Origin of the sequence: Alicyclobacillus pomorum DSM 14955 (assembly GCF_000472905.1) — a bacterium.
Taxonomy (GTDB): Bacteria; Bacillota; Bacilli; order Alicyclobacillales; family Alicyclobacillaceae; genus Alicyclobacillus_A; species Alicyclobacillus_A pomorum.
The window spans coordinates 38,302-63,470 of record NZ_AXAR01000004.1; the positions used below are offsets into that span (position 1 = coordinate 38,302).

Below are 25,169 nucleotides of genomic sequence, written 5' to 3' on the forward strand. Positions count from 1 at the left end.
CAGCGCGATATATGACAGCCTCTAGATGCGGCCTGCGTTGACATCGAGGGTACACGTTCCGGAGAACGCCCTCATTTTTTCCTGAACCAGGCTGAATGCGTCCACGACGGCGGAACGCACGGAAAACCACTGAGAATACTTTACCACAACTTGAAATCGGTAATAATCTTCAATACGCTCCACACCCGCAGGCACGGCGGGCAACACCGTGAGGTCTGCAGCGTCCTGTGCTCTGCGCAGTTCCCGTTCAAAACGTTTTGCCGCACCTTCTGCCAATCTGCGCTCCCGGTGAATGGCAGTAAACACAGCAAGTTCGCAGAACGGCGGATAACCAAAGGTCTCCCGCAACCTCCGCTCCGCATCGTAAAAGCCGGTGAAATCGTGGCGAGCAGCTGCTGTGATGGCGTAGTGCTCCGGCCGATACGTCTGAATGACAGTCCGGCCTGACACGCTCGCGCGTCCCGCTCTCCCCGCAACTTGCGTCAACAACTGAAACGTTCGCTCCGCTGCGCGGTAATCGGGTAGGGCCAACATGGTGTCTGCCGAGATGACGCCGACAAACGCCACCTGCGGAAAATCGAGACCTTTGGCGACCATTTGCGTGCCAATCAACACGTCCGCCTGTCCGTGCAAAAACTGCTCAATGATATTTTGGTGCGCTCCTTTCCTGCGCGTGGTGTCGACGTCCATGCGCAGAACCCGCCAATCCGGGTAACGCTCCGCCAAAACCTCTTCCACCTGCTGGGTGCCCAGCCCGTGTGGGCGCAGAGCAGGCTCTCCGCATTCGGAACAAAGTTGGCCCAGACTTTCCGTGTAACCACAGTAATGACAGCGGAGCCACTCCCCGTGTCGCCCTTTATGGAGGGTAAGGGAAATGTCGCAGCTTGGACATTCCGGCACGTGCCCGCAATTCCGGCACAGGACAAACGCCGCGTAGCCTCGCCGATTCAAAAACAAGATGGCTTGATTTCCGCCCTGCACCGCACTCTCCAAACCTTCCTGCAATGCCTGGCTAAATATGCTTCGGTTCCCAGACCTCAGCTCTTGCCGCATATCCACGATTTGTACGGGGGGTAACGGCCTGCCGTTGACCCGCTGTGGCAATGATAGAATCTGAGCGCGGCCGCCCTCAACCAAGTGCAGGGACTGCAACGATGGGGTGGCCGATCCAAGCACCAATGTTGCAGCGTTCTGCTCCGCACGCCACCAAGCTACGTCGCGCGCGTCGTAGCGCGGGGACTCCTCTTGCTTGTAGGAAGGTTCGTGCTCCTCATCCACGACCACCAGTTGGAGGTTTTTGACCGGGGCCAGCACGGCGGATCGGGCACCAATGACAATTTGCGCCTCGCCTCTCCGGATGCGCATCCACTCATCCCGTTTTTCACCTGTTGAAAGTCCGGAGTGAAGGACAGCAATGCGATCGCCGAACCGTCCAACGAATCGACTGACCATTTGCGGCGTGAGCGATATCTCCGGCACCAGCACTATCGCCCCGCCCCCGCGCTCTAGGCAGACTTCCATCGCTCTCATATACACTTCCGTCTTTCCGCTACCCGTCACACCGTGCATGACAAAAGCGCGAAACGCCGGCTCCGCGAGCGCGTCCACAATCTCTTTCAGCGCCCGCTCCTGCCAGACCGTCAAGGTCTCCGAACGCGTCTCATCCGTTGCCGCGATGCCAAGTGGCGTCCGGTACACTTCTCTGTCCACCATGTCTGCGAGCCCGCCCGCTACAAGCGACTGCACTGCAGGGTCCGAAGGTCTCAGACCGAGTTGCCGCAATTGAATTTCTTCGTTCTCCAAAAGGTAGGTCAAAATCCGAGCCTGCTTGTGTGCGCGCTTTTGTCGGGCTCTGAGCGCTTCCTCCAACACCGCTTTGTCTCCTCGGCTGACGAGCACCGGCTCCGTCTTCGCGGATACCTGGTCCTTGTGCGCCAGCTTCTCCTGAACCCATCCGTCGTGGATGAGCCGTTCCAACACCAACACGGCCTCGGCACCGAACCGTGCGACCAGTTGGTGAAAAGACAGCGGTTCAGAGCGCAGCGCCTGCCACAGTCGTTGGCCCAGTGGGTCCAGTGGACCGGGTGATGCTGCAACCGGTTCGTAGACCCGTTTCTGCTGCAATCGGAACGCAGCAGGCAGTGTCGCCTGTATTGCCTCAAGCAGGGTGCAGCCGTACCGGTAACAGAGCCAGTGACAGAGTTCCATTAAATCTGCCGTGAGCAGAGGTTGCTCATCTAACAATTCCAGTACCGGTTTCAACCGACTGGCGTCTGCCACTTCCTTTTTGGCAACCACGTACGCCTGACAGAACTGCTTGCCAAACGAAACGTATACGCGATGCCCAACCTGTATTCTATCGGCCCATACATCCGGCACTTTGTAGTCAAACACACGTGCGACCGCACGTGCCCGTACGTCTACCACGACTTCGACTGCCAACTCAGGCATGTGGCTCCATCTCCGGATGACTGTTGCGTTTTGAACGCAGTGCCTCTACAACGAGGTCCAACAGCTCGTCCGCAACCGCTGACTTGCTCATCAGGGGCAGCGCGACGTCCGGTCCGTCCTTGCGGAGAATCGTCACGTGATTGGTATCTACACCAAAGCCCGCCCCATCCTCGGTCACGTCGTTGACAACCACCATGTCCAGGTTTTTCCGTTCGAGTTTCCTTCTTCCGTAATCGACGGCGTTCTTCGTTTCTGCTGCGAATCCCACGAACACTTGACCATCATGTTTCGATTGAGCCACGGTGGCGAGCACGTCAGGTGTGGGCTCCAATTCGAGGACAGGCACTCCGTCACTCTTTTTCCATTTATGGGACAACCGCTGCACCGGACGAAAGTCCGCCGGAGCGGCTGCGCTGATGAACACATCGCAGGAAGGTGCGTGTGCTTGCACAGCGTGCAGCAGATCTTCAGTAGAGCGAATCCGCACCATCTCCACGCCATGGACCGGCGGCAAGTGTGTGGGCCCGGATACCAAGATCACGTCCGCCCCGCGCTGCACCGCGGCCTGTGCAATGGCGTAGCCCATCTTGCCGGTAGACGAATTGCTGAGGTATCGAACCGGGTCGAGGTCCTCGACCGTCGGACCTGCGGTCACCAAAACCCGCGTACCGTTCAAATCGGTTTTCCGGTGCAACACCGCCTCCACCACCGCGACAATGTCCTCCGGTTCAGGCAGACGGCCTTTGCCAATCCAACCACATGCCAGCAGGCCTGTCCCAGGTTCCAGGACGATGGCGCCGCGCTGTCGCAACCGTTGGAGGTTCTCCGTCACCGCAGGATGCTGATACATATTGACGTTCATCGCCGGAGCAATCACGAGTGGACAGGTCACCGCCAGCGCTGTGGTGGTCAACACGTCGTCGGCTATTCCGTTCGCCAACTTCCCAATCACATTCGCTGTGGCCGGTGCTATCACGAATACATCCGCCGCGTCCGCCTTGGCAATGTGGGCAATCTCCGCAGGGTTGGGTTCCTCAAAGGTGTCCGTGAGCACTGGGTTCCGGCTGAGCGCCTGGAACGTCAGCGGCTGCACAAACTTTGTGGCGTTCTCCGTCATCAACACCTGAACGTCATAGCCCTTTTTTACAAGTGAACTGCAAACGGAGGCAGACTTAAACGCCGCAATGCCTCCAGCCACCCCCAACAGAATGGTCTTCCCCACGTCGACGTCACCCTCTCCTTGCCTGCGACGGTCCCGCCGCAGCGCTTTCACTACTTACGTTGAGCGATTGGCAACACGCCCATTTGTTTTCCTCATGCCGCAAACACGATATATGGTGTTGAACATATTGGAGTCGCTATGTTCTAAACCGCTGACGTGAAAAAAGAACAACCACCAAGGTTGTTCTGCTACCGATTCAAGCCCAATTTAGTGCGTCACTTGATGCCATCCCGTGTACGGTAGTACTTGACCTGACCGTTGGCAATTTCCCAGAGCGCACGACTGACATTTTTCGTCGTTGAAGAGCCCGGATTTGCGAGCTCCCTCTCCTGCAATTTTCGAGCTCGCTTCGACGTGGCTACGACGAGGCTGTACTTACTGTCCACCAACTCCATCAGTTTATCAATAGACGGGTACAACATAATCGCGTCTGCTCCTTTCCGAAATCGCTTCAATCCAGAAGCGTCCATCCGGTCGTTGTCACAGCGCGCTCTGCGAGAGCGATGTGACAACGCTTCGTGTCCTACTCCATTCTTACCATTCAGAGAGCAAATACAAATTCCGAGACACGCTGCAGTGCTCCGCCGTGATGATGGACTCGATGCGTTGACATGCGGCGTCCACCACATCGTTGACGACGACGTAGTTGTACTCTTTCATCATTTGCAGTTCGTGCCGCGCCGCTCCAAAGCGCATGCGGAAGGATTCGTCAGTCTCTGTCCCCCGGCCTAAGATGCGTGCTTCCAACTCGGTGGCAGACGGCGGGATCAGAAAAATGAACACGCCTTCCGGGTACGTCTGTTTGACCTGCATCGCCCCCTGGATGTCAATCTCCAGAAGTACATCATAACCCTCCGCGAGTTTACTCTCCACAAAACTTCGCGGCGTTCCATAATAATTATCAAACACCTGGGCCCATTCCAGCAACTCGTCATTGCGAATCATTTCTTCGAACTGTTCCCTGGTGTGAAAAAAATAATTGATGCCATGCTGTTCTCCAGGACGAGGCGAACGCGTCGTCACGGACACCGAGAGGCACATGTCTGGTATGCGTTCCATCAACGCCTTGCACACGGTACCTTTTCCGGCTCCGGATGGCCCACTCAACACAAATAAGATCCCTGAATGATTGTTCGGCATGTGTATCATTCCTCGTCGTCAAGGATTTGGTCTTTCGCGGTTAGGCGATGTGCCACGGTCTCCGGTTGCACGGCTGAGAGAATCACATGATCACTGTCCGTAATAATCACCGCTCGCGTCCGGCGCCCATACGTGGCGTCAATCAACATACCCCGGTCGCGCGCTTCCTGAATGATACGCTTGATAGGTGCAGATTCGGGGCTGACAATCGAAATGATACGGTTGGCCGAGACGATGTTTCCAAAACCGATGTTAATCAGCTTAATACTCACCGCGAAGCTCCCCTTTTTACGAACGGCGACATGCGCCGCCCACAGCGTGATTGAATGCTCGGCTGGCTACTCAATGTTCTGTACCTGCTCCCGCAGTTGTTCGACAATCGTCTTGGCGTTCACGACCGCCTTCGACATACGGATATCGGACGACTTGCTCCCGATGGTGTTCACTTCGCGGTGCATCTCCTGAACAATAAAGTCAAGTCGCCTGCCGACTGGACTGCCTTCGCCCAGTGACGATTGAAACTCGTCGATGTGGCTTCGCAAACGAACCAGCTCTTCGTCGACCGAACTCCGCTCAGCCAAAAGGCTGACCTCCATCAACAACCGCTGTTCGTCGACTTGTGGTAGCCATTCAGCCAGGCGCTGCTGCAACTTGTCGCGTAACTGCTGGTTCACCTCTCCAGACACATCGGACATCCCGCCGACAACTCTGCTCAACTCCGACAGTTTTGCCAGCAGGTCTTGTTTCAACCGCGCGCCCTCACGCTCGCGCATGGCCACGAGCGCATCACACGCCTGTTTCACCGCTGCCATGACCACTCGGCGCAACGGTTCTATCTCATTCACCGCGGATTGCACTTGCAAGACATTCGGATACGTCAGCCACGTCGTCCAGGAGACAGAGGCTGGCGCAACCTGCCCGCTCCTCGCTGCCGCTTCGCGCTCCACACGACACAACGCGTCGAAGAGTCCCCAGTCTACTTGGACGTTGTACGGTCGAGCCGCAACTTCCTCGACGGACACAAAGACATCGGATCTCCCACGCGCTAGACGTGTCGACAGATACGCCCGTATCTCTTCTTCCACGAACAGCAAATCGCGCGGTGCGCGTATGTTAAACTCCGCAAACCGGTGGTTCACGCTGCGGATTTCGACCTTTGCGCGGTACGATTCCTGCTCTACCACAGCCTGCCCGAATCCAGTCATGCTGCACAACGCCATTGACGTGCCCCCTAAACGTGATACTATTCTACTCTACATGAGGCCAAGGATACAAGTTATCTCCTCCTTGCTCGCCCTAGGTTCGATTTTCAGGGGATTCCTCGCATTAAGAGGCAGAAAAGGGGCTGTCTGCTGTGGAACCGCGGTTCCACAGCAGACAGCCCCTAAACACCAAGGCGCACGTGAGAATTAGTGTGTCGCCATTTTCGCTTTCAAAGCCTTTCGTCCGGCACGTCGCAACGAGAGGGCAAATGTTGGCACCGCGGCCGCCACGACGACAATCAACCATTCCCGCAGCCCCAGTCGCACGGTCTGAAACACGGTGGCCATGGCTGGCACGTATATCGTGAGCAGGAACAACGCCAAGGAGGACGCCACCGCCAAGAGTAGCCACACGTTTTCAAACATATTGCGCTTCAAGATGCCCCCTTCGACGCTGCGGCAATCGAACACAAGAATGAACTGCGACATGGTCAGCGTGCTGTAGGCCATCGTCTGTGCACTCGCGACGTCGCCCGTCGTCCTCCATGACCAGTAGAACACGGCCAGTGTCACTAGACCAATCAGCAGTCCGCGGCTGAGAATTTTGGTACTGAGACCGTGTGCGAAGATGCCTTCCCTGACGTCACGCGGCGGCCGATCCATGATGTCTTTCTCCGCGGGGTCCACCCCGAGCGCGATGGCTGGCAACCCGTCCGTCACCAGATTCACCCAAAGAATCTGTATCGGCAACAAGGGGAGGGGCAAACCGGCTAGCATGGCAGCAAACATCGTGACAATCTCGCCGACGTTGCTCGCCAGCAGGTAGCGGATGAACTTCTTGATGTTGTCGTAGATGCCGCGCCCTTCTTCCACGGCAGCCACAATCGTGGTGAAGTTGTCATCCGACAGCACCAACGCTGACGCTTCCTTGGCGACGTCCGTCCCAGACATCCCCATGGCGATACCGATGTCCGCCTGTTTGATGGCCGGCGCGTCGTTGACGCCGTCACCTGTCATGGCTACAATCTCCCCGTTTGCCTGCAGCGCTTTGACAATTCGTAACTTGTGTTCAGGCGACACCCGGGCAAAAACGTACGTGTCTTCCACATTGTGGCGCAACGCGTCGTCGTCCATTGCATCCAACTCCATGCCAGAGAGGACCAATCCACCTGGAGGGAGAATGTTCAGCTGACGAGCTATCGCAGTGGCCGTCTCCTGGTGGTCGCCCGTAATCATCACGGTGCGTATGCCAGCCGTGTGGCATCGGCGTATGGCATCGTACACTTCCTCACGCGGTGGGTCCATCATGCCGCACATCCCGACAAATACGAGGTTCAACTCCGGATCCTTTTCTGCTTTGGCCGCTTCGACGCTTCGGAACTTCCGATAGGCAAAACCTAGGTTACGCAGGGCGTTTCCCGCCATCTGTTGGTTGGCTGCGAGCGCCTGTTTGCGAAGTCCCGAAGACATCTGTTCTTCACGCTCGCCGGAAAGAATTTTTGTGCATCGGTCGAGGAGTACATCCGGAGCGCCCTTCGTCAACAGGTAAACGTCTTCACCCCGTTTGACAAGTACAGACATCAGCTTCCTGTCCGAATCGAACGGCAGCTCGTCGACGCGTGTATACGTTCCGTCTGGGTCGTCAAATCCTGCTTTTTTGGCCATGACCAACAGCGCGCCTTCGGTAGGATCCCCTTCGCACTGCCACTGTTCGCCGTCCTCGGTCACCTGCAACTTCATCACCGCGTTGTTACACGCGGCCGCAATCTCCACCAGCCACTTGAGGGCGGGTCTGCGCAGCGCCTGAATGGACCTATCTTCGTAGAGGAATTCACCCGCAGGATGATACCCAGAACCTGTCACTCGGAACCATTCGCCGGTGGCCCACACGCGTTGCACGGTCATGCGGTTCTGCGTCAGTGTCCCCGTCTTGTCCGAACAGACGACTGTCGCGCACCCCAACGTCTCGACAGACGGAAGCTTGCGCACAATGGCGTTGCGCTTGATCATGCGCTGGACACCAAGGGCCAAAGCAATGGTGACAATGGCTGGCAGTCCTTCTGGAATGGCGGCAACCGCAAGGCTGACGCCCGCAAGGAACATCTCGTACAACTTGTGGCCGTGCATGACACCCGTCATGACCACAAGGACGGTAATGCCCAAGGCAACCCAAACTAACACCTTGCCCAATTGATCCAGGCGACGCTGCAACGGCGTCAGCGATTCCTCCGACTGCTGCATGAGTCCAGCAATCTTCCCCATTTCCGTACTCATTCCAGTTTCAGTGACGAGTACTTCACCCTTGCCGCGCGTCACCAACGTCCCCATATACACCATGTTCACCCGGTCTCCGACGGGCGACGCGGGATCCACCACGGTGTTTGCTTGTTTGGTCACCGGCACCGATTCACCCGTGAGCGACGACTCTTCTACATCCAATCCCGCAGAAGTCAAAATCCGTCCATCGGCCGGCACCCGGTCACCGCCTTCCAGTAAGACGATGTCGCCCGGGACGAGCTCTTTGGCCGGAACGGTCACCACGTTCCCGTCGCGGCGTATGCGTGCCATGGGAGCAGTCAATTCCTTCAGCGTAGCAAGTGAACGCTCGGCCTTGACTTCCTGAATGAAGCCGAGGATACCGTTCAGCACAATGATGGCAATAATCGTAATTGCGTCGGTGTACTCGCCCAGTATGCCGGAGATCAGCGTCGCTGCGAGCAAGACAATGATCATAAAGTCGCGGAACTGGTTAAAGAAGATGGTCAGCAGCGACATCTTCTCGCCCTCGACCAGTTGGTTTGCCCCATACTTCTGTCGCCGTTCCTCAACGTGGCTTTCGGTCAGCCCGGCCGGCTGGGATTCGAGCAAACCGAGGCAGTCCTTCGCCGTCAGCGAATGCCAGTTATTCCCCACTGGAGCCACCCCTTCGTGAATCGTGTCTCGTAATCTGTATGCTTGTACCGGAGGAAAGATGTCCAACTCGGTCTTGCGCGGCGCGAGAAGCGGCGACCCGAGGCCAAACATCTGGTAAAGTAGGAAACAGATCAACGGAAGTGGCTCCCTTCGAGCCCCTATCCACGACAAAACCCCGATTGGAAAGAGTGACATTCGATGGACGCGTTGACCCTTCGCGCCTTGTGCATGGACTTGAATCGCCGCCTCAAACTGGCGCGCGTTGATAAAATTCACCAACCGAGTGAGCGAGACCTGATTTTCACACTGCGGACGCGGGAAGCCACCCACCGCCTTCTGTTGTCCGCGCACAAAACGTTTGCCCGCGCGCATTTGTTCACTGGCGAACGGCCGAAGAATCCAGAAGAACCGCCGATGTTCTGCATGTTGTTGCGCAAGCGACTGGAGTCCGGGCGACTGCTGGAGGTGAGACAGCAGGGGTGGGACAGAGTCCTGGAATTCGTATTTGAATCTCTGAACGAGATTGGCGACACGGTGCAACACGTGCTCATTCTTGAAGTCATGGGCAAGCACAGCAACCTGATTCTGACAACGGCGAACGATGCAGGCCAACCCGAGCGGATTGTGGACAGTATTGTGCATGTCACGCGCGAGATGTCCCGTGTACGTCAGGTGTTGCCAGGCCTCCCCTACCAACCTGCGCCGCCTCAGAACAAAAAGTCGTACCTAGAGGTGACGGTGGAAGACGTCGCTGCACTCGAGCTATCCGAGAAGTCCGGCAAACGAAAGAACCTCGCCCTGTGCGGCTTGGTCGCTGGCATCGGACCGACGGCCGCCCGGGAAATTCTGTACCGAGCCGGCAGTGCGGAAGAAGGTGTGCCAGTACGCGCAGATGCGGTGGTTCGTGAACTGCGAAGCCTGGTAGACGGGGTGCTACACGGAACGGAACATCCGAGTATTGGACTCGATGAATTGGGTATCCCAGCCGAGGCAGCGCCTTACGCACTGCATAGCTATCCCTCTTTTCGGGCCGTTGAGTCGCTGAGCGATGCGCTACAGTTGGTCTACGCCGAAGCTGTAGGTAGAGTCCACACGTCGAATCTGTCGCGCGACCTGGAAAACGCCGTGCTGGCTCACCTGGACCGACTGCGCGGCAAGCGTCAAAAAATGCAAGAACAACATGCGGAAAGTCAGGACTTTGAACAGTACCGCATACAGGGGGAACTGTTGACGGCCTATGCACACCTGGTCCAAAAAGGTGCCACGGAAGTGACGCTGCCAAACTTCTACGACGATGAGAAACCGCTGACCATTCCCTTGGACCCCGCCCTGTCGGCGACCCACAACGCCCAGCGCTACTTCCGCTTGGCGAGCAAGAAGAAGCGCGCCCTGCCGCTCCTCGAGAAAGAGCTCGAGCAGATTGAGCAGGATATGCAATATTTGGAGAACATCCTCGTGTACCTGCAGGACGCCAACGCCGAGCAGTTGCAGGCACTGCGTGACGAACTAGAAAAAGAAGGCTTTCTCCAGCCGAAAGCCACGAGGAAGCGGCGCAGCCATCCGCAAAAGCGAGCGAGCGGCGGAGCAGGAACGCCTGACGTCTACGTGAGTTCCGATGGGTACACCATCCGCGTCGGGCGCAACAACGCCCAGAACGACAGATTGACATTGAAGTCCAGTCAACCGTTTGACATTTGGTTGCACGTCAAGGACATGCCCGGAAGCCACGTGGTGATTACGGCAAATCGGGCGACAGAGGTGCCGGAGCGCACGTTGGAAGAAGCGGCATTGCTCGCTGCCTACTTTAGCAAAGGCAGGAACTCAGCGAACGTGCCTGTGGACTTTACACAGATCAGACATGTGTGGAAACCGAACGGAGCGCGGCCTGGTCACGTGCTGTACGATCATCAGAAAACGCTGTACGTCACGCCGGAGCGCGGTCACGTGGAAGAGATTTTACGCCGGAAGCAGTGATGTGCGATGGCTTGGAGCGGACAAGAGAGCACGTGCTCCCTCGTCCCGCTCCCACGAACCTACACGCTGGACTAGACCCTACGTCTCCTTCACTCGCTGCACCACAGCGTCCCACGGCCAGCCGTCGAACAGTGCCACCGCGTAGTGGTCGGCCATCGCGTGCGCCCGCGTTAAATCCACGTCGTGTAGGGACACCTGCCAGATGTAACACAGGGTGTCTTTGGCCGCCTGCTTGTCCTCATGCAGCGCGATGAGCAGCGCCAGTTCTCGCCCTTGCTCACGCACCCCTGGGTCCATCATGTGTTCGTCCCACCAACGAGCCCAACGCGCCACGTCGCGACGCATCGCTGCGACAACAAACGCCTTCCACAGTTGAAAATAAAGAACCATGCCTTTCGTTCGCTCCTGTGCATCCTTCATCATACCCAGCGTCTCACAGAACTTGCTGGACATGAGAAATCCGTCCGTCAAACTCGACGTGGAAGACGGATGTTCCACAAACGTATTCTCGCCAATGGTACGAATCACGTTCCACGTGCGAACCGAGAACGTTTCCCCTCTATCCCCCTGCTTTGCTGCACAGTGAGCCAGGGCGTAGAGTCGGTCTGCCACCTTGTCCGCATAAAACACCTGTCCGTCGGCGAGGAAGTCGCTGAACGTCAAATGCCGATACGCGCGGATGACCAACTCTGCTGCTTGCCAAGCACCCTGACGGACGTAATTCTCACCTTGCACCTGTAAACCGTCGAGGACGCCATAAATCAACCCGGTCTCCTTCTCCTTCACGGCGACGCCGATGATTTCCACCCATTGGTCTACGAGATTCTGGTGGATGCTGAGGAGCGGATCGTCCAGCCCAGCCGGTAAGGGCAAGTCTGCTGCAATGACGAGCATGGCTTCCATGCAGCGCATGCCGGTGACAGAGTCACTGAACGACGCGGCGCGTTTCGCAATGTCGCAGATCTGTTCCACGTTTTCCAGGGCAGCCTGAAATTTACCGCGCTCATACGCCTTCCGGTAGTCTCGGAGGACGAGCAGGATAATCTTCTCCGGCTTCAGCAGCTGCACCACCGCGTACATGTAGATGAGCAGGCTGACAAAGCAGATGACGACGAGGACGAGGTCCGCGCTCATTTCCCGGGCTAGCGAGGAGGGCAGCGGATCTCGCTCCGGATCCTTGATGTCGGCCATCAAAATGAAGCTGTGCATGATGGTCACAAGGTAGAAGAGAAACAGAGACACGTTGTAGGGTAGCCGCATGTAAAAATCCAGCACGCGGTGTGTGTAGTTGCTTGCGGTCAACTGAATGGCCACCAAGATGATGGAGATACACAGCGCCAGGATGGTGGATAGCGACGAAATAATGGTGTTTAGGTAATTTCTAGCAGTGTCGGTGTCGCCGGAGAACATGTCTGGCGGATGCAGAAACACCAAAACCAACACCAGCAGCGAGATCAACAAGTGAAACACAAAGGACGACGCGGCCATGCGCAAATGGCTCCAGAGCGCAATTCTCCTAGATATGGAAGTTTTCTGCACGGCCCGCACCCCGCATTCTGTGGAATTACACTTTCCATCCTGCCCCGACTGATTTATTATGAAACGGAGACTCAAACATAATGGGCCGAGAAGGGCCCATGTCGTTGAGAGGAGCGTCACAACATGGCAAAAGTCAGCAAAAGACTGGCTGCAGGGGCAAGCATGCCGGCACCAGGAGACAACGTGCTGACAAATACGCAACAAGTTGTCAAATCGGCCTTGGACAGACTCGGGTACAGTGAGGCCGTGTATGAACTGTTGAAAGAACCAATTCGCGTGCTGACGGTGCGCATCCCGGTTCACATGGACGACGGTCACGTCGAAGTGTTCACCGGTTTTCGCGCGCAGCACAACGATGCCGTTGGCCCGACCAAAGGCGGCATTCGCTTTCATCCCAACGTATCTCTTGACGAAGTCAAGGCGCTTTCCATCTGGATGAGCATCAAATGCGGCATTTTCAACCTCCCTTACGGCGGTGCAAAAGGCGGTATTATTTGCGATCCGCGCGGAATGTCTATCGGCGAACAAGAACGGCTCGCCCGCGGCTACGTTCGAGCCATCAGCCAAATCGTCGGTCCAACGAAGGACATTCCAGCACCAGACGTGTATACCAACCCCCAAATCATGGCGTGGATGTACGACGAGTACAGTCGCATTCGCGAGTATGATTCACCCGGATTTATTACAGGAAAGCCGCTCGTCCTCGGCGGATCGCAAGGACGTGAACGGGCGACCGCCCTGGGCGTGTGCGTGGCGATGCGCGAAGCGGCCGCGACGCAAAATCGGTCGGTGCAGGATTTGCGCGTGATTGTCCAGGGATTTGGCAACGTGGGCAGCAACGTGGCCATGATTCTGCACGAAATGGGTGCAAAAGTGGTCGGCATCAGCGACGCTGGCGGCGGCATATACGACGAGAACGGCTTAAATATTCCCGAGTTGTTTGAGAAGCGGGATTCCTTCGGGATGGTGACTCCCGCGTTTAGCCACGTGTTGCCGCAGGATGAATTCCTGTTGAAACCGTGCGACGTCCTCATTCCAGCGGCCCTGGAGAATCAGATCACGAGCAAAAATGCGAATGACATCCAGGCGTCCATCATCGTGGAAGCGGCGAACGGGCCCACCACGCCGAGGGCAGACGAAATTCTCGCCGAACGCAACATTCTCGTTGTACCGGACGTGTTGGCCAACGCCGGTGGCGTGACGGTCTCCTACTTCGAATGGGTTCAGAACAGCCAAGGCTTGTATTGGACGGAAGAGGAAGTCAATCGCCGTTTGGAATCCTTGATGGTAGGCTCGGTGCACAACGTCTTAAAGACGGCCGAACGCTATAAAGTATCCACGCGGCTTGCCGCATACATGATGGGTGTCAAGCCGTTTGCCGAGGCCATGCGCTGGCGCGGTTGGGTCTAGAAACGCTTGCGATTGCGCACAATCTCCTGCCGTCCGCAGGGGCTGTGCGCAACCTGTTTACAGAAGAATGGGTACCTGCACACATAGATTTCAGATGATTCCATGAATCTATACAATTATGCTATGACTGGATGTTTCAACATGGTAGTATAAAGGTAGTGTGTACTTATCTGAATTTATCGACGTTTGCATCGCGACTGTAGATGGTAGACGCTTTGTAAGGAGGCATAGGGATGGACCGGAAAGACGATGCAGGGCAGCCACACGTTTCGTTCGATGACGACAAAGGCCTGACCCGCCGCCAGTTCCTCAGCTACGTATTAGGTGGAACCGGTGCGTTCATGGGAACCTTAATGCTAGCGCCCATGGTGGTAAGTGCTTTCGATCCCCTACATCGCAGCGCCAGCGGCTCCTACAGCAAAACGGGCTGGAAAGTGTCCGATTTCGATGACAAACTTCCGAAACACGTCAAGTTCAAGGAGCACATTGACGACGCCTGGAATTCTCAGGACAAAGACAACGACGTCTTCGTCATCAAGTACCAGAACAAGTTGATGATTATGTCCCACACGTGTACGCACCTGGGTTGTCACGTGAACGGATCCGAGGATGGCGGAAAATCAGTCGCTGCCAAGTACAACAACGGCCAGAGCTGGTTCACGTGCCCTTGCCACGGCAGCATGTACGACATCTACGGCGTACCGACACCGAGTTCACCCGCGCCAGATCCGCTCGCGGTATACGACTACAAGGTGGATCCAGACGGGACCGTTTACGTCGGCCAGTCTGTCCCACGCAAAAAGGACACCTGGAACCAGATTCCTGGACCGACCATTGCATAGCGTCGCTACCAAATCAACAAAGGGCGTGTCCACGCGGTGGAACACGCCCTTGCTTGTATATACATGCCGCTCACACGGTGTTGAAACTACGCAACATGGGTGCCGCCGCACCAAGCCAAGTTCGTCACTCCGACTTTTGCGATTGTCCCGATTGTCCGTACTGATCCGGAGCGCTCCTCCACAAGAGCAGCCGCTCGACATCGGACGATGTGACGTACCCTTGCTCGACGGCCACGTCAATGAGCGTTTCGTAGTCCAGTAAGCGGTACGCCGGAATCCCGGAGGCAGCAACCCGCTGTGCAGCGTGTTCGAAGTCGTATGAAAAGATTGAGCAGACCGCCAGCACGCGAGCGCCCGCATCCTGCAGAGCCTCCACCGCGTCATACGCAGATTTTCCAGTGGACAGCGTGTCTTCCACGAGAATACAGGACGCACCTGCAAACACGCGGCCTTCCACTCGTTGCTGCCGCCCGTGGTCTTTTGCGCTGCTTCTCACGTACGCCGTGGGCAGACCCAACCGATCCGCGACCATCGCAGCGTGCGCAATCCCACCCGTTGCAGCTCCAGCAATGATGTCCACGCCTGGATAGTATGCTTCGATAATGGATGTGAATCCTTGGACGACGTGTTCTCGTACGAGGGGATAACCCAAAATCAGGCGGTTGTCGCAGTATATCGGCGACTTCCATCCCGAGGACCAAGTAAAGGGCTCGTCGGGACGAAGTTCCACAGCCCGGATCTGCAACAACCCAAGCGCCAAACTGCGACTCACGTCCGAGGGACTCCGCAAAAATACCAATTCACTCATGCGACGTATGACTCCTCTCTGTGTCCACTCTGTGCATCTGCGCTCGCTCCATTTCGTCCCAGATGGACTTCAGCGCGGCAAGCGGAGAGGCCGCCTGGGTGACGGCTCGCCCGATGACCAGGTGCGTCGCGCCGGATGCAATCGCTTGCCCCGGCGTCCGCGTGCGCACTTGGTCATGTACGTCGGCGCCCGCTGGCCGAGTACCTGGCACGACCGTAACAAACGGCGCGGGCACGTGTGTATAAATCGCTTCGATATCAAGGGCAGATGCAACCACCCCGTCTAGCCCGCACTGGTAGGCCAACTGGGCAAGCTGGGGTACCAGCGCCGACGACGGCGGCAGCTGCATCTGATGCAGCGCATCGTCCCCGAGGCTGGTCAACACGGTCACTGCAATCAGCTGCGGGCGGTGTGCACTTCCTTCCAAGGCATTCCGGGCGGCTTCCAGCATTTTTGCACCACCCAAGGCGTGTACGTTCACCATGTCGATGCCGCTGTCACGCAACACCCGCAAGGCACCCGCCACGGTATTGGGAATGTCGTGCAACTTGACGTCCAAAAAGACGCGCTTTCCGCTCCGCACGAGCCACTCCACCACGTCCATGCCCGCGGCGTGAAACAACTCCAGGCCGACCTTGTAGCCGTCCACGGCTTTCCCGAACAGCTCCACCAACGATTTGGCACGCTCGAGTGAAGGGACGTCCAGCGCAATGTACGAATGGCTGCGCGCAAAGTCGTACGCATGACTCGCGAGCATATCTAACACATTCGTCACGGCTGGCCACCGCCTTGGCTGGTGCTCGCAAGCGGTACAGTTGCAAATCGAATGGTTGACAGTACCTCAAGGAGTGAAGCCGCCGTGTCCAGCGATGTGAGACAAGGCACGCCGTGCTCCACCGCAGTGCGGCGGATGCGGAATCCGTCACGTTCTGGCTTCCTGCCTTTGGTCAACGTGTTAATGACCAACTGAATCTGTCCATCGCGAATATCGTCGACGAGGTTGGGGGTTCCTTGCGCGAGTTTGTTGACCACGCGCACCTCGAGCCCGCGTTGACGCAGGTACTTGGCGGTGCCTTCCGTCGCCGCCAGACGAAACCCGAGGTTCGCAAACCCTTCCAAAATCGGGAATGATTCTTCCTTGTCCTTGTCAGCAATGGTGGCCAATATCGTGCCGTAGAGCGGTATCGTCGTCCCGGCGGCCAACAGACCTTTGTAGAGCGCCTTGGCGTACGTCGTTTCCGACCCCATCACCTCGCCCGTCGACTTCATTTCTGGCCCGAGCGTGATGTCGACGCGGCGAAGTTTTGCAAACGAGAACACCGGCACTTTCACAGACACGCGCTGCTGTTCTGGAACGAGGCCCGTGCTCCAACCTGCCGCCGCCAAGGACTGCCCAAGCACCGCTTGCATGGCGAGTTGAACCATCGGGACGTCGGTCACTTTGGACAAGAACGGTACTGTCCGCGATGACCGCGGATTGACTTCGAGAACGTACGCCTTGTCACCTTGTACGACAAACTGGATGTTGACCAGCCCCTTGACATGCAGCCCCCGCGCGATGCGGATGGTGTAGTCGACGATGCGGTCCTTGACCGCCTGGCCGATGGACTGCGGTGGGTAGACGGCGATGGAGTCACCGGAGTGCACGCCTGCGCGCTCAATGTGCTCCATAATGCCGGGAATGACCACCGTTTCTCCGTCACTGATAGCGTCCACTTCCACTTCCACGCCTTGTAAGTAACGGTCGACCAACACCGGATGGCTGTCCGAGACTTCCACCGCTTCATCCATGTAGCCGCGCAGTTCTTCGTCGGAATAGATGATTTGCATTGCGCGGCCGCCCAGCACGTAGGATGGGCGAACCAGGACGGGATACCCGAGCTTGTGCGCCGCATCCAGAGCCCCTTCGAGCGACGTGACGGAATAGCCTTCTGGGCGTGGAATATCGAGCCCTGCGAGAAGGGCATCGAACTTTTCGCGGTCTTCCGCTTTGTCGATGTCCTCCATGGATGTGCCGTAGATGGGCACGCCCGCTTTGGCCAGCGGCTCCGCCAGGTTGATGGCGGTTTGCCCCCCAAACTGCACAATCACTCCGTCTGGGCGCTCCCGCTCCACCACGTGCATCACGTCTTCGATGTGCAAGGGTTCAAAATACAGCCGGTCAGAAGTGTTGAAGTCGGTAGACACTGTCTCGGGATTATTGTTGATGATAACGGCTTCGTACCCGGCTTTGCGAATGGCCCACACAGCGTGTACCGAACAATAGTCGAACTCGATGCCCTGACCAATTCGAATAGGACCAGATCCCAGCACCAGGAGCTTTTTCCTATCCGACGTTTCGACTTCATCTTCCTCCTCGTACGTGCTGTAGTAGTACGGCGTAGCCGCTGCGAACTCCCCGGCACAGGTGTCGACCATTTTGTACACCGGACGCAGGTTGAGATCCCGCCGAATGGCCGTCACGTCGGCCGCGTGCACACCGAGGAACCGAGCAATCGCCGTGTCTGGATAGCCCATCTCCTTCAAGGCGCGCAACCATTCAGGGTGCTCGTGGAACAGGTCCAACGGGTTGGATACAGTCGCTGCTTGTGCTTTCAGGTCCAATTCCACCTGGACGAGGTTCCCAAGTTTGTAGAGGAACCAACGGTCTATCTTCGTGAAATCGTGAATCTCATCGACCGAGTAGCCACGGCGAAATGCCTCAGCAATCACCCACAAGCGCTCGTCGTCCGGTTCTTTCAAACGCCGCTCCAACTCTTCGTTTGACCAGGCTGGCGCTTCCTTCGTCCACAACGAATCGCGTTTGACTTCCAGGGAGCGGATGGCTTTCATCAACGCTTCTTCAAAGGAGCGGCCGATGGCCATGACTTCCCCAGTCGCCTTCATCTGCGTACCCAACTTGCGATTGGCACTCTGGAACTTATCAAATGGCCAACGCGGAATCTTGGCGACGATGTAGTCCAGCGCGGGCTCGAAGCTGGCAAATGTCTCACCTGTCACAGGATTGCGAATTTCGTCCAGACGGTAGCCGACTGCGATTTTGGCGGCGACGCGAGCAATGGGGTATCCGGTTGCTTTCGACGCGAGCGCGCTGGAGCGGCTGACGCGCGGGTTGACTTCAATCACGTAGTACCGCTGACTGTGTGGATCCAGCGCGAACTGTACGTTGCATCCGCCCTCAATCTGAAGCGCGCGGATGATTTTCAGACTCGCGGACCGTAGCATCTGGTAATCCGCGTCGGACAACGTCTGACTCGGGGCAACGACGATGCTGTCGCCGGTGTGGACCCCGACCGGATCCACGTTTTCCATATTACAGACGACAATGCAGTTGTCTGCGCCGTCGCGAATGACTTCATACTCAATCTCCTTGTACCCGGCGATGCTTTGCTCCACGAGGATTTGGTGAATCGGGGACAGCGTCAGGCCGAGTTCCACAATTTCGTCGAACTCGTCCCACGTGGTCGCAATCCCGCCACCCGTTCCACCGAGTGTGTATGCGGGTCTGACGATGATAGGAAAGCCAATTTTGCGCGCGAACGCCCGAGCCTCTTCCGCGTTCGTCACAATGGCGCTTTCCGGGACGGGTTGTTCCAGTCGACGCATCAAGGCCCGAAATTTTTCTCTGTCTTCTGCCTCCTGGATGGACGTGAGCTGCGTACCGAGCAGTTCCACCGATTCTTGTTCCAGGATGCCCATCTCCGCGAGTTGCACGGCCAAGTTCAATCCAGTCTGACCGCCGAGCGTCGGCAGCAGTCCGTCGGGACGTTCCCGGCGGATAATCTGTGCAACAAACTCAGGCGTCAGGGGTTCAATGTAGACCTTGTCCGCCATGTCAGGGTCCGTCATAATGGTCGCCGGATTGGAGTTCACGAGGACGACCTCGTATCCTTCTTCGCGCAACGCCTCGCAGGCCTGCGTCCCGGCGTAGTCAAACTCGGCGGCTTGGCCAATGGTAATGGGGCCGCTGCCAATCACCATAATTTTCCGAAGATCCGTACGCTTAGGCACGCGCTGTCCATCTCCCTTCCCGAACGTCGTCCATCAATTGCATGAATTCGTCGAACAGGCCATCCGAGTCGTCCGGGCCCGGCCTGGCTTCTGGGTGGTACTGCACACAGAAGGCGGGGTACTTGCGGTGCGTGAGTCCCTCCACAGTGCCATCGTTCTGGTTGACGTGCGTGAGCACGAGGTCCGTCCCCGCAAGAGAGTCGGGGTTAACAACATACCCGTGGTTCTGCGACGTGATGGAAATTTTGCCGGTCCGCAGATCTTTCACTGGATGGTTTGCCCCTCGGTGTCCAAACCGCATCTTCTCGGTCTTCGCACCACACGCTAGCGCCATGAGCTGATGCCCTAAGCAAATCCCAAACATCGGAACCCGCCCGAGCAGGCCGCGCACCGTTTCAATCGCGTAGTCTGCGTCTTCTGGATTGCCAGGTCCGTTACTGAGCATGACGCCATGCGGCTGCCACGCAAGAATTTCCTCAGCCGTGGTTCTCGCCGGCACCACAATCACGTCGCATTGTCGCGCCAACAGCGAGCGAACAACGCCTGCCTTCATGCCGAAATCCATGGCGACCACGCGCCGACCGCTGCCAGGACAACGGTACACAGATCCCGTGGTCACGTGGTCAATCTGATCTCTTGGAAACGGATTGCGAAGTCGTTCGCGGAGCTCCTCCACCGGTGTATCCAGCGTCGTCAACACAGCCTTCATGGTGCCGTGACTCCGGATGGCCTTCGTGAGCTTCCGCGTATCAATGCCCGCGATACCGATGATGTGGTTGCGCTGGAGGTAGTTCTCGAGCGTCCCTGCACTCTTGAAGTGACTCGGGACTTCCGCGAACTCGCGCACCACAAATCCGCGAACGTGCGGCTTGCGGGATTCCACGTCGTCCACGTTGACGCCGTAGTTGCCAATCAGAGGATACGTCATGGTCACAATCTGTCCGTAGTACGAAGGGTCAGTCAGGATTTCCTGATATCCTGTCATTCCTGTGTTGAATACCACTTCACCGAAAGACTCACCGGTCGCTCCGAAACTTACGCCGGAGAAGACGAGCCCATTTTCAAGAACAAGTCGAGCCGTTGGCCGGCTTGGTTTAGATAGTCCCATACTGGCTTGCCTCCTGTTTGTTATAGACAATCTTCCCACCACATACAGTCAACGTCGGAAAACCGACAGCACGCCATCCGGCGAAGGGCGTGTTGCGCCCTTTGGACAGAAACGTATCGGGTGAAATCACCCGCTCGTTATCGAGATCTACCGCGACCACATCCGCCTTGCCGCCAACGCGGATGACGCCACCTGGCAAGCCAAACTTGTGCGCTGGAATGGTAGACATTCTTTTGACGAGGTCGACCAGTGACAGTTTTCCAGGCATGACCAGGTAGGTGTACAGCAGTGGAAACACCGTTTCGATACCAACCATGCCGAACGGAGACTCTAAAATCGAGCGCTGCTTTTCTTGTACAGTGTGCGGCGCGTGGTCGGTCGCCACCATATCCAACGTTCCGTCCAGAAATCCTTCGAGGCAAGCCAATCTGTCCCGTTCACTGCGCAGCGGCGGATTCACTTTGTACACGGCGTCGTCCGACGTGATGACGTCTTCGGTCAATAGTAGATGGTGCGGTGTGACTTCAGCAGTCACGTGAATCCCCCGTGATTTCGCCCAGCGAATCAGGGCGACTGCAGACTCCACGCTGACGTGACAAACATGCAGGTGAGCGCCAGTCTGTTCCGCCAGGAGAATGTCGCGCGCAATCATAGCTGACTCCGCCTCGCCTGGGATATCAGGCAACGAGAGTCTGCGCGCCGCGCCTTTGTGCAACACGCCGCGACCCGCGATGGTCTCATCCTCGGCGTGGATGCACAGGGGCAACCCAACGGCCGCTGCCTCTATCATCGCTTGCCGCATGAGACCCCCGTGCTGAACACCTTTTCCATCGTCCGACAAGGCCACGGCGCCCGCTTCTTTCAACCCCGCAAAATCGGTCAGCCGCTCACCGCTTTGACCTTCTGTAATACAAGCAATCGGCAGGACCTGCGCTGCGCCCGCCGCCATGGCCTGACGCCTGACGTACCGAACCAGTTCAGGCGTGTGCAGCGGTGGGTTGGTATTGGGCATGCAGGCGATTTGAGTAAATCCCCCGGCCGCTGCCGCCTTCGCTCCGGTCGCGATGGTCTCCTTATCTTCGAACCCAGGTTCGCGCAAATGTACGTGCATATCGATAAAGCCAGGTAACAACACTTCGCCGGACAATTCGACCGTCGCATCCGCTTCCGGCAGTTCACGGCCGATGGCGAGAATGGTGCCTTCTGTTTGATGGATGAGTACGTCTGCTGGCGCGAGACTGCCATCGGTCAAGTCCAACAATCGTCCGCCTGTGATTTTCAGCCTCACGCGGTTACCTCCTCACCATGTCTTCGAGAATGGCCATGCGCATGTACAACCCGTTTTCCACCTGCCGGAAGTAGGCTGCGCGCGGGTCGTCATCAACTTCTGGGTGAATTTCGTCGACGCGTGGAAGGGGGTGCAGAATCCGCGCGCTCGGCTTCATCACCGAGAGAGAAGCAGAGGTCAAGTGGAACTTTTCGGTTCCCAGCGCTTCGTCGATGCAAGACAAGCGCTCGGTTTGAATCCGGGTCTGGTAGACGATGTCCGCACGGGACAGCGCGCTCGTCAGATCTTGCGTCGTCTGTATGGAAAGTCCACGGCTGCGAAGCGCCTGCATCATCTCCTCAGGGAGTCCCAGTGACGCAGGGTGAAGCAGTGTGACAGAGACATTTCGGTACTTGGTCAACAATTGCAGCAGGGAGTGGACGGTTCGCCCGTAGCGCAAATCTCCCATGATGCAAATCTCAAGGCCGTCCACTTGGCCCAATTCCCGCCATATGGTGTAGACGTCGAGCAACGCCTGGGTCGGATGTTCGCCTGACCCCGCTCCCGCGTTGATGATAGGTACCGGGCTCTGTGGTGCAGCCATCGCCATCGCGTCGTTCTCGTGATGCCGAATGACTATCGCATCTGCGTAACAGCCGAGGACGCGAAACACGTCTTCCAATCGCTCACCCTTCTTGGCCGATGAATGCTCCAGCGCGTTTTCAGCGCTGATAACACGACCGCCGAGCCGCAGTACAGCGGACTCGAACGACAATCGGGTGCGTGTGCTGGGTTCATAAAATATCGCTGCGACGACTGAGCCTGCAAGAATGGTTTGGCGATCCTTGGCCGACATCACCCGAAGTTCCTCCGCACGAGCCATCCAGCGCGTGACATCGTGACGCGTCACGTCGCGGGTGGACAGCAAGTGCCGTACGGACGACGTGCCCGTCTCCAAATGGCGTTTGACTACCGTGGAAATTGTCATCGCAGGTCCGACTCCTTGTCGCTGTCTTTGGCCACAATCCAAACGCCATCATCCCCATCCACTTCCGCGAAATGTACTGAAATGGCCTCCTCCCTAGACGTCGGAACATTCTTGCCCACAAAGTCCGCGCGAATCGGCAGCTCCCGGTGCCCACGGTCAACCAATGCCGCCAGTTGCACCATTTTTGCGCGCCCCGTAGCCATGATGCCGTCGAGGGCCGCGCGCACTGTCCGCCCGGTGTACAAGACGTCGTCCACCAGCACGACAATCTTGTCTTGAATTTGCACTCCGTCCAACGGAGGACGCGCTCCGTTTTGCACGGCGACATCGTCACGGTACGGCCGCGGGTTCATGTGATGCACCTCAGGTCGGATGCCCTCAATGTTCAACAATTTATCTGCGATGCGGTCCGCCAGCACGGCACCGCGCGTTTCAATGCCGAGCAGCATCACCCCGTTCAACCCTTTGTTGCGCTCCAGAATTTCGTGGGCCATGCGGGTCATCGACCGCTGCATGCCAGCTGCATCCATGATTTGTGCCTTGGTTTGCATCTCTCTTCCCGCCTTTGTCAAATTCTGCCCGTTTTGCCGCCGCGACACAAAAAAGGTGGCTCCCGGATTGGAAGCCACCTTGGCATATGTGCGCAAGTGACCCTGCGTGTTCACGCAAGGATACGTTTGGCGACTCCTTTCCAACCTCTCGGGATTGGTTTAAAGGCAGTGTTCATGTTTGTTTTACTGTACTTCAAACGAAACGGTTCGTCAAGCACGAATCCGAACAAGCAGTCTGTGGCTGTTGTGGCTGAACCGGCTCCAGCCACAGTCCCCACGATTACAACAGCTCGGCCCGCAACCCCTGCAGCAAGCGCTCCATATCCTCCGGGAGGTCTGAATGAAACATCAGCGTCTGTCCGGTCCGAGGATGCGTGAAGCCGAGTTCCATCGCGTGCAGAGCCTGTCCATCAATGGCGAGCGTATGGCGACGGCCATAGAGCGGATCGCCAGCAAGCGGATGCTCGATGTAGGCCATGTGAACGCGAATTTGATGCGTCCGACCGGTCTCCAGCTTCAACTCCACATAGGTGTACTCGCGAAACCGCTCCAATACTTTAAAGTGCGTTACGGCTCGCTTTCCGCCATCGCGAACCGTCATTCGCTGCCGATTTCGAGGGTCGCGTCCGATGGGCGCGTCAATCATCCCTTCGTCGTGCGTGAGGACGCCGTGCACGATGGCCCGGTACACGCGATGTACCGTGTGCTCCTTCAACTGTGCAGCCAGCTTGTGGTAGGCGAGGTCCGATTTTGCCAACATCAACAGTCCGGAGGTGTCTTTATCGATGCGATGCACGACACCGGGCCGTAAACTTCCTCCCAGCGTCGACAGAGACACGCCACGGAACAGCAGACCGTTCACCAGTGTGCCGCGCGGGTGCCCGGCCGCAGGATGCACCACCACGCCTCTCGGCTTGTCCACCACCACCACGTCGTCGTCGTTATGTACAATGGCAAACGGAACGTCGTCAGGGACCAGTTCTACCGGCTCTGGCTCAGGAATCCGAACCTCGTATCGCTCTCCATCAGCGACGGCATCGCTGGCTTTCAAGCGCGGCCTCGGGCCTGTGATATGTCCTTCTGCCAACCATTGCTGAACCTGGCTGCGCGACACGTCGTACTCACGCTCCTGCAAAGCGTCCGTCAGCCAACGGTCCAGCCGCTCCCCGGCGTCTACGCCCTCTACCACCAACTCTTCAGAGATCAAGCTCATTTCGTAACGTCCTCCGTGTTTTGTTTGACCGATTTGTCTGCGCGGAAACTCCGCCAAAGCAGCAGCACGACGCCTACGTCAATGCAGGTGTCCGCCAAATTGAACACAGGGAAGTTGATGGCTTCGATATACACGTAGTCTACCACGGTTCCCGCGAAGACGCGGTCGCAGAGGTTTCCAAGCGCACCCCCGAGGACCAACGCGAGGCCGACGGTGACCCAGAACTTGGGGCGGTACTTTCTTTCAATCCACACCACCGCCGCAATGACCGCCAAGGCCACGAGCACGAGCAACCAATGTGCCTGCTGAAGAATGCCCCACGCTGCCCCTGGATTTCGGATGTACTGGATCTCCAGAACAGAGGGCCAAATCGGGATGGACTCACCTTGTACCATGTGGGTCTGTACGAGCCACTTAATCCCTTGATCTGCGGCAAACACAAGAAGTGCCAGTATGTAGAGCATGAAACTCACCTTTCATCACCCAGGTCAAGCCCAAGTGTCTGCACACAGTCTACCACAATTGCCTGG

General features: G+C 57.3%; 20 protein-coding genes. 3 read left to right on the forward strand and 17 right to left on the reverse strand.

The window, feature by feature from the left end; all coding sequences use genetic code 11:
* Positions 1 to 21: 21 nt before the first annotated feature.
* The 7 genes from priA to YWK_RS0105290 all read right to left on the reverse strand — a co-directional run bounded on the left by priA (position 22) and on the right by YWK_RS0105290 (position 8,928).
* On the reverse strand, positions 22 to 2,451 hold the full coding sequence (gene priA, locus YWK_RS0105260) for a primosomal protein N' (RefSeq protein WP_026963978.1): 2,430 nt from the start codon (positions 2,449 to 2,451) through the stop codon (positions 22 to 24).
* The gene (coaBC, locus tag YWK_RS0105265) at positions 2,444 to 3,673 is read right to left on the reverse strand and encodes a bifunctional phosphopantothenoylcysteine decarboxylase/phosphopantothenate--cysteine ligase CoaBC (protein WP_026963979.1); all 1,230 of its coding nucleotides are present in this window, start codon (positions 3,671 to 3,673) and stop codon (positions 2,444 to 2,446) included. Before coaBC ends, priA begins: the two co-directional genes overlap by 8 nt.
* 215 nt (positions 3,674 to 3,888) lie before the next feature.
* Entirely contained in the window at positions 3,889 to 4,185 is a 297-nt protein-coding gene (gene rpoZ, locus YWK_RS0105270; RefSeq protein ID WP_415782780.1) for a DNA-directed RNA polymerase subunit omega, read from the reverse strand.
* A 22-nt stretch (positions 4,186 to 4,207) separates the two neighbouring features.
* The gene (gmk, locus tag YWK_RS0105275; RefSeq protein ID WP_026963981.1) at positions 4,208 to 4,813 is read right to left on the reverse strand and encodes a guanylate kinase; all 606 of its coding nucleotides are present in this window, start codon (positions 4,811 to 4,813) and stop codon (positions 4,208 to 4,210) included.
* Between the two features lie 5 nt (positions 4,814 to 4,818).
* On the reverse strand, positions 4,819 to 5,085 hold the full coding sequence (gene remA / locus YWK_RS0105280) for an extracellular matrix/biofilm regulator RemA (RefSeq protein WP_026963982.1): 267 nt from the start codon (positions 5,083 to 5,085) through the stop codon (positions 4,819 to 4,821).
* Positions 5,086 to 5,151: 66 nt separating this feature from the next.
* Entirely contained in the window at positions 5,152 to 6,033 is an 882-nt protein-coding gene (locus YWK_RS0105285) for a YicC/YloC family endoribonuclease (protein ID WP_026963983.1), read from the reverse strand.
* Between the two features lie 189 nt (positions 6,034 to 6,222).
* Positions 6,223 to 8,928: a calcium-translocating P-type ATPase, SERCA-type gene (locus tag YWK_RS0105290; protein WP_035466190.1), complete on the reverse strand. Its 2,706-nt coding sequence runs from the start codon at positions 8,926 to 8,928 to the stop codon at positions 6,223 to 6,225.
* 198 nt (positions 8,929 to 9,126) lie between these two features.
* On the opposite strand from YWK_RS0105290, the gene YWK_RS0105295 reads away from it, so the two are divergent.
* Complete coding sequence (locus YWK_RS0105295; RefSeq protein ID WP_026963985.1) at positions 9,127 to 10,902, forward strand: Rqc2 family fibronectin-binding protein; 1,776 nt, start codon at positions 9,127 to 9,129, stop codon at positions 10,900 to 10,902.
* Between the two features lie 78 nt (positions 10,903 to 10,980).
* On the opposite strand, the gene YWK_RS0105300 is transcribed toward YWK_RS0105295, so the two are convergent.
* Positions 10,981 to 12,390 (reverse strand): DUF2254 family protein, encoded by a 1,410-nt coding sequence (locus YWK_RS0105300; RefSeq protein ID WP_026963986.1) that lies wholly within the window; start codon positions 12,388 to 12,390, stop codon positions 10,981 to 10,983.
* A 174-nt stretch (positions 12,391 to 12,564) separates the two neighbouring features.
* Here YWK_RS0105300 and YWK_RS0105305 point away from each other — a divergent pair, with 174 nt between their 5' ends.
* Positions 12,565 to 13,851 carry a Glu/Leu/Phe/Val family dehydrogenase gene (locus YWK_RS0105305; protein WP_084453501.1) on the forward strand — a complete coding sequence of 429 codons (1,287 nt, stop codon included), beginning with the start codon at positions 12,565 to 12,567 and terminating at the stop codon, positions 13,849 to 13,851.
* Positions 13,852 to 14,084: 233 nt separating this feature from the next.
* On the forward strand, positions 14,085 to 14,693 hold the full coding sequence (locus YWK_RS18455) for a Rieske (2Fe-2S) protein (protein WP_051375176.1): 609 nt from the start codon (positions 14,085 to 14,087) through the stop codon (positions 14,691 to 14,693).
* Positions 14,694 to 14,817: 124 nt separating this feature from the next.
* Here YWK_RS18455 and pyrE read toward each other — a convergent pair whose 3' ends face one another.
* The 9 genes from pyrE to lspA all read right to left on the reverse strand — a co-directional run bounded on the left by pyrE (position 14,818) and on the right by lspA (position 25,103).
* Complete coding sequence (gene pyrE, locus YWK_RS0105315; RefSeq protein ID WP_026963988.1) at positions 14,818 to 15,501, reverse strand: orotate phosphoribosyltransferase; 684 nt, start codon at positions 15,499 to 15,501, stop codon at positions 14,818 to 14,820.
* A complete protein-coding gene (gene pyrF, locus YWK_RS18460) occupies positions 15,494 to 16,276 on the reverse strand; it encodes an orotidine-5'-phosphate decarboxylase (RefSeq protein WP_245578515.1) in 783 nt (260 codons plus the stop codon). The genes pyrE and pyrF overlap by 8 nt, the downstream gene beginning before the upstream one ends.
* On the reverse strand, positions 16,273 to 19,512 hold the full coding sequence (gene carB, locus YWK_RS0105325) for a carbamoyl-phosphate synthase large subunit (RefSeq protein ID WP_026963989.1): 3,240 nt from the start codon (positions 19,510 to 19,512) through the stop codon (positions 16,273 to 16,275). Before carB ends, pyrF begins: the two co-directional genes overlap by 4 nt.
* The gene (gene carA, locus YWK_RS0105330) at positions 19,505 to 20,620 is read right to left on the reverse strand and encodes a glutamine-hydrolyzing carbamoyl-phosphate synthase small subunit (protein ID WP_026963990.1); all 1,116 of its coding nucleotides are present in this window, start codon (positions 20,618 to 20,620) and stop codon (positions 19,505 to 19,507) included. Before carA ends, carB begins: the two co-directional genes overlap by 8 nt.
* Entirely contained in the window at positions 20,607 to 21,908 is a 1,302-nt protein-coding gene (locus YWK_RS0105335; RefSeq protein WP_026963991.1) for a dihydroorotase, read from the reverse strand. Before YWK_RS0105335 ends, carA begins: the two co-directional genes overlap by 14 nt.
* A gap of 4 nt (positions 21,909 to 21,912) precedes the next feature.
* A complete protein-coding gene (pyrB, locus tag YWK_RS0105340; protein ID WP_084453502.1) occupies positions 21,913 to 22,875 on the reverse strand; it encodes an aspartate carbamoyltransferase in 963 nt (320 codons plus the stop codon).
* Positions 22,872 to 23,426 carry a bifunctional pyr operon transcriptional regulator/uracil phosphoribosyltransferase PyrR gene (pyrR, locus tag YWK_RS0105345; RefSeq protein WP_026963993.1) on the reverse strand — a complete coding sequence of 185 codons (555 nt, stop codon included), beginning with the start codon at positions 23,424 to 23,426 and terminating at the stop codon, positions 22,872 to 22,874. Before pyrR ends, pyrB begins: the two co-directional genes overlap by 4 nt.
* A gap of 280 nt (positions 23,427 to 23,706) precedes the next feature.
* Complete coding sequence (locus tag YWK_RS0105350) at positions 23,707 to 24,639, reverse strand: RluA family pseudouridine synthase (RefSeq protein WP_051375178.1); 933 nt, start codon at positions 24,637 to 24,639, stop codon at positions 23,707 to 23,709.
* The gene (gene lspA, locus YWK_RS0105355) at positions 24,636 to 25,103 is read right to left on the reverse strand and encodes a signal peptidase II (protein ID WP_026963995.1); all 468 of its coding nucleotides are present in this window, start codon (positions 25,101 to 25,103) and stop codon (positions 24,636 to 24,638) included. Before lspA ends, YWK_RS0105350 begins: the two co-directional genes overlap by 4 nt.
* Positions 25,104 to 25,169 lie beyond the last annotated feature (66 nt).